We start from the raw sequence: 5,065 nt of genomic DNA, 5'->3' as shown, positions 1-5,065 counted from the left end.
GCGGAAGGCTGCGCCCGCTTCGATGGACTGTAGCTGCCGCGGATCGCCGATCAGGACAATCTTCGCGCCGGCGTCGGCGGCATGGGACAGCACGCGCTCCAACTGGCGCGTGCCGACCATGCCGGCCTCATCGATCACCAGCACGTCACCGCTGGTGAGCAGATCGCGGCCGTTCCGCCAGCCATGTTCCAGGCTGGCGATGGTGCGCGATGCGATGCCCGATCCGCTCTGGAGGGCTTGCGCCGCGATGCCGGACAGAGCGATGCCGCGAACGTCATAGCCCGATGCCTCCCATGCCTCGCGCGACGCCCAGCATCGCGCTCTTTCCCGTTCCGGCATGGCCGACCACGATACCGAGATCACGCCCGTCGGTGATATGGGCCAGCGCATCGGCCTGTTCGTCGGAAAGCAAAAGACCGCGCTGTTCGGCATGCGCCAGTGCGGCCACTGTGTACCTGTCATCGACCTCGTGGCGTTCGGCCCCGGCCATGTTTTCGGCGGCACGGTGCAGGCGCTGTTCGGCTTCGATCATGTCGCGGGTGGTGAACCGGTCCTCGCCGCGTCGGTCCCGTCCCAGTTCGACCAGATCGGGCCCGTTTCCTATGGCACGTGTCACCGCATTGAACTGGTCGATGCCGTCGCTGTGCCGATGCGCGAACCGCGCCATCTCGCGCCGCGTGAAGGTCGATTGCTGATGCGTGATCGCATCCAATGCAAGGGACGGATCGGCGATGATGCGTTGGCCATTGTCGCGGGCGATCTGCCGATGCATCTCGGCCCGATCCGCAACGGTGGCGGCCGCCTCGATCCCTTCGCCTTTGACACGACGTGTCTCGACACGACGTGTCTCGATGCGCTGCACGGGGGCGCCGATCTGGCTTTGCGGCTCAAGCCCGATGCCCTGCGCTTCAAGGCTGCGATGATCGATGCGCGCATCGATGTCGAGTTCGGCCAGCCGCTCGTTGGCAAGCTCCGCCCAGCGTTCGCGCCACCGCTCCACCATCTGGGTAGCATTCCATTCCCGCACCTTCCGGCCAAAACCGTTCTCGTCCCCATTTACCTCAATCTGGCGCATGGTGAGCATGACATGGGCATGGGGTTTCGGCGTGCCGTCCTCTGCCTGATCCCAATGCACATTGAGGTCGGCGATCATGCCCTGGTCGACGAATTCGGCCTGCGCGAAGTCGCGGGCGAGTTCGATGCCCTGAGCCTTGCTCATCTCACGCGGGATGGCGAACTCCACCTCGCGGGCGAGCTGTGCGTCTTTGCGGACCTCGAAGGCTTCGACGTCGTTCCACAGTCGTTCGCGGTCGCTCCATGCCTCAGGCGCGTTCTGCGGCAGCAGCACCTTCGAATGGACGACGCCGCGCTTGGCGGAAAAGTCCTGAACGCGGTCAATCCGCTCGTCGCGCATCCGCGAGGCGGAACGGTAGGCGGCGGAGGCCACCGCGCTGCTCCCGGCCTTGCGGCCAATGACCTTGACGTGAAGATGATAGATCGCCATCGCGATCAAGCATTGGCACGGTCAAGCGCACGTCGGAACGACGTATAAGCGCGCTCTCCCTCGAAAAAATCTCGGATTGGACCGGCGCGTGCAAGACGGTCCCGACACCCTTACAGCATTGCGGCAGGCGCTCAACTAACATCGCTGCATCGACAGCTTATGGAGGATGCCATGCGCAAGCCACGGGACTATGACGCGGAACTGAAAGCTCTCGAAGACAAGGCCAAAGATCTGAAAACCCGCAAGGTGCAGCAGCTTGGTGAACTGGTGATGGCCACCGGCGCCGATGCGTTCAGCCCCGAGGAACTGGCGGGCGCGCTGATCGTACTGGCCGAAACAACGGATGCTGGAAGAAGGGAGTCCTGGGCCAAGCGTGGGGCCGCGTTCTTTCGCAGCAAATCGCGGCGATCTACGAAAGCATCTGACCGCGACATTGGCGGCGCTCCGGCGCAATCGGGCAGCGCGCAACCGGCATCTGGCGGCGCGGGCGCGGCATGACATGCGCACTTGGCAGGTCGAACGCCGCAAACGCACGAAGCATCTGATTGAACTCGGCGGCCTCGTCGTCAAGTCCGGCATTGTGGACCTGACCGGCGATGATCGCGCCATGATCTACGGCGCGATGATCTGGGTTGCCGAAAAGCTCAAGAGCGACGATGGACAACGGGCGCGAACGCTCTGGGCCGAAAAGGGGAAAGAGACGTTCGCCGCGGAGCGCAAAGGAGGAACGCGCATCGTCTCGCGAGAGCAGGATGATCGGGCATGACCGATGGCGGGGCGGCGCGGAGACCTATCCCATCCGCTTGGTGAATGTCGCTCAGATCCCGCCGGCTCGGAGCGATCATGGCGCAGTCACGGTCCAGCGCAGAGAGAGGGCGTCCTGGCACTCTTAATAGACCGCAGCGGGTCAGATTAACCCGTTCCGATCAAATGATCACTCGCCGTCAATGGGCCGCGCCAGCCGAACGCCAGGCCCGCCGCCGTTCTCGGAGATGAACTCGATGCCCGCATGAACCAGGGCATGCACGATCTTTGCGGCTGTCTCAGGGCGACCGCCCAGTGACCCATCCTCCGCCTCAAGGCGCGCGATCGTTGGTTCTGAAACGGCGGAACGCGCCGCCAAGTCTCCTTGGGACCACTTGAGCAACGCCCTGGCAGCCTTCACCTGTCGGGTTGTGACGGTTGGATAAGGATTTGATAGATTTTCTATTGACATCCACACCAATCGAATTGATATTTTTTCTATCAAAAATCTGATGCCTCAGCCTTACCTCATGTCTGGCGCGGGCATGCAGAGTGGCTGGCCAGGATGCGGAAACATCCTAACCAGCCTAACCACAACCCAAGCTGTTAGGAGCTCGGACCATGGCTGATTCTGAGACTAGCACGAGTCTGTCTACCGTCACCCGTCGCATGCTGCTAGCCGGCACCGCATTGATGGCAGCGGCATGGACGACCAATCCATTGAGGAGATCGCCAGCAGCAAATAGCGGCGATCCGGACGTCGCATTGCAGCTCTGGCACGAATGGAAAGACGCTCACCTTCGCACTTATGAGGCTTGCTGCAAGCAGCAGACCCTCGAGGCCCGATTGGTCGAGACGATTGGGTTTCCTCGTGCAGAGGTCGATCTGCCTGACGAGGGCAGATCGATCTTCGTGCATACCCGTGATCAGATTGAAGAGACCTTCGGCGACGATTCGGCGATGGCAGCGACGCGGGCAATCGCGGACGTTGAGCTCACGGCACACCAGGTTCGCTGGGATGCCGCAGATGGCGAGTTGGGATACTCCGTCGCCAAGGAGGCCGAAGAGGCCGCAGCTTTCCGCGAACAACAGCTGGTCGATGCGCTGATGAGTGCGTCTGTTACATCACTTGCCGGCGTTGCGGGCAAGCTCGATGCCATCTTACGCGAGGGAGAAAGCTCCGCTGAATGTCCGGAGTTCCCCTGGCCCTTTCTCCGTTCGGCGCTTGTCGACCTCGTGCGCATCGCCCGAAAAGCTCAGCCAGGTCGATTTGTGCCCGGCTCCGATCGCATTGCGTTGTTGTCAGGTAGGAGCGACCGTCAAGAATGAATTCACATGCTGCCAAAGGGTATGGTGGCAGAGGCCCGCGAGAAGATCACCGCATGAGTGTCAAACGGCATTGAACCGGGGGGCTGACGCAATCCCGAAGACGTTCAGGCGGCGGCGAGGAGCCGAGCGTCGAGGAGATCAACCTTGGCTCGTCCATACATCTGTCGTTTCACGAGCTTGAGCTTATTCACCTGACCTTCTGTCTGGCCGTTGGACCACGGCTCGGTGGTTGCGCCCAGCACGGCAGATGCGTCCTTCTGAATGCCGCGAGCGTTCGAACCTAGGGTGCCTTCTCGCACAAGTCCGCCCGGCTGATGGTCTTCAAGCTCATCATCGCGGCCGCCAGAACCTGGCGAAGGCTGAAGGGCCAAAACCGCCTGCCGATGGTCATCGCAGACGTCACATTCACAGACGGCGTTGCGCTCATCCCCGACGCCAAACAACGCGCTGCCTGATCGCCCGCGTCACCCAAATCCAACCATAGCTCTATTGGGCCGAAAGCTGAAGGACGGCTTTCAGCCGGTGGTAGATAGATTACTGCCGTCTAGTCGCCTCGCGACTGCGCGGGTTACGTACAGCACATAATGCGAATTCTGCGAAAGGCCATGGAGGCAGCCTAGTTCCGACCGAACAGGCTTAGTACGCTTACATCGTTCCGACTGCTGACTACGGGGGTGGTTGGTATCGTCTAAAGTCGACCTGCCCGAATGCTAATGCTATGACACGGATGGGCCAGAGGCCCCTTTGATTTCCGTCTTCTCAAACAAGTGGGTGCGAAACTTGGCAGCGTAGGCGCTTGCCGCGACCTCTTTCACCAAGTGGCCTTGCCAAGTTGCTTTCAAGCCGAAGATGTTTTGGATCTTGACAAGTGCGCGTGATGGCGTGGGCGGGCAGAGAGTTTGCGATAGCCCATGGCCCGCAGTTCGCGGCTCAGCGTTTGCACGCTTATGGTGATGCGGAACTCCTCGAACACCCATTGCGCCAGGTCTACGAGCCGCCAGCGCACCACCCCGTCAACGGCCGGGATCGGGCCCGCCTCAAGCTTGCCCGCCAGAGCCTGCCGCTCGTGCGGCCCTAGCCGCGAGGGCGCGCCGGGCGACTTTCGGTCCAGGAGACCGTCCTGGCCCTCGGCGTTGAAACGCACGACCCAGTCCCGCACGATCTGGCGCGTCACGCCTCCGACCTTGGCCGCATCGCTGCGCGTGCCGCCCTCGTAGATCGTCGCCAGTGCCAGAAGCCGGCGGGTCTGAGATGCGTCCCGGGAACGCCGGGCAGCCTGGCGAAGTGTGTTCGTATCGAAGTCAGAGCGAAGCGGAACCGGCGTGGCCATGGCGAACATCCTCCTGTTCGCCCAATGAATCACATCAGTTCCGCGCCGAGAATCCCCTACGAGTCATAAAATCCAAGAGCTGGTACTACGAGACCTGTGCGCGAGAGCGCTTGCAGGCCGGGAGCTTGCGTGATTCCATTCTCTTGTCGAGCATGAGC

Annotated in this window: 3 protein-coding genes and 4 pseudogenes; 4 read left to right on the top strand and 3 right to left on the bottom strand. The window is 61.9% G+C overall.

Going from position 1 to position 5,065, the window contains the following annotated elements:
* Positions 1–1,504, bottom strand: a pseudogene (mobQ, locus tag ING15_RS19120) (MobQ family relaxase); the annotation flags it as partial.
* Between the two features lie 171 nt (positions 1,505–1,675).
* Between mobQ and ING15_RS19115 the strand changes: the two are divergent.
* The 3 genes from ING15_RS19115 (at position 1,676) to ING15_RS19105 (ending at position 3,577) form a co-directional block, all read left to right on the top strand.
* The gene (locus tag ING15_RS19115; RefSeq protein WP_206456434.1) at positions 1,676–2,002 is read left to right on the top strand and encodes a conjugal transfer protein TraD; all 327 of its coding nucleotides are present in this window, start codon (positions 1,676–1,678) and stop codon (positions 2,000–2,002) included.
* Between the two features lies 1 nt (position 2,003).
* The gene (locus ING15_RS19110; RefSeq protein ID WP_206456433.1) at positions 2,004–2,270 is read left to right on the top strand and encodes a conjugal transfer protein TraD; all 267 of its coding nucleotides are present in this window, start codon (positions 2,004–2,006) and stop codon (positions 2,268–2,270) included.
* Between the two features lie 599 nt (positions 2,271–2,869).
* Positions 2,870–3,577, top strand: coding sequence for a hypothetical protein (locus ING15_RS19105; protein WP_206456432.1), 708 nt, complete (start codon positions 2,870–2,872; stop codon positions 3,575–3,577).
* 104 nt (positions 3,578–3,681) lie between these two features.
* On the opposite strand, the pseudogene ING15_RS19100 reads toward ING15_RS19105, so the two are convergent.
* Positions 3,682–3,861: pseudogene (locus ING15_RS19100) on the bottom strand (ISL3 family transposase); the annotation flags it as partial.
* Between ING15_RS19100 and ING15_RS20035 the strand changes: the two are divergent.
* Positions 3,862–4,032, top strand: a pseudogene (locus ING15_RS20035) (IS256 family transposase); the annotation flags it as partial.
* 416 nt (positions 4,033–4,448) lie between these two features.
* Here the strand turns inward: ING15_RS20035 and ING15_RS19095 are convergent.
* Positions 4,449–4,916, bottom strand: a pseudogene (locus ING15_RS19095) (helix-turn-helix domain-containing protein); the annotation flags it as partial.
* Positions 4,917–5,065 lie beyond the last annotated feature (149 nt).

The organism is Aurantimonas marina (assembly GCF_017183135.1).
In the GTDB taxonomy this organism is placed as follows: Bacteria; Pseudomonadota; Alphaproteobacteria; order Rhizobiales; family Rhizobiaceae; genus Aurantimonas; species Aurantimonas marina.
Note: the sequence above shows the minus strand (reverse complement) of the source record. Positions and strands in the feature narration are given on the sequence as shown.

Bases quoted from the DNA above. Each gene is read 5' to 3' on its own strand.
- ING15_RS19105 (WP_206456432.1), top strand. From the start codon at position 2,870: ATGGCTGATTCTGAGACTAGCACGAGTCTGTCTACCGTCACCCGTCGC.
- ING15_RS19110 (WP_206456433.1), top strand. From the start codon at position 2,004: ATGCGCACTTGGCAGGTCGAACGCCGCAAACGCACGAAGCATCTGATT.
- ING15_RS19115 (WP_206456434.1), top strand. From the start codon at position 1,676: ATGCGCAAGCCACGGGACTATGACGCGGAACTGAAAGCTCTCGAAGAC.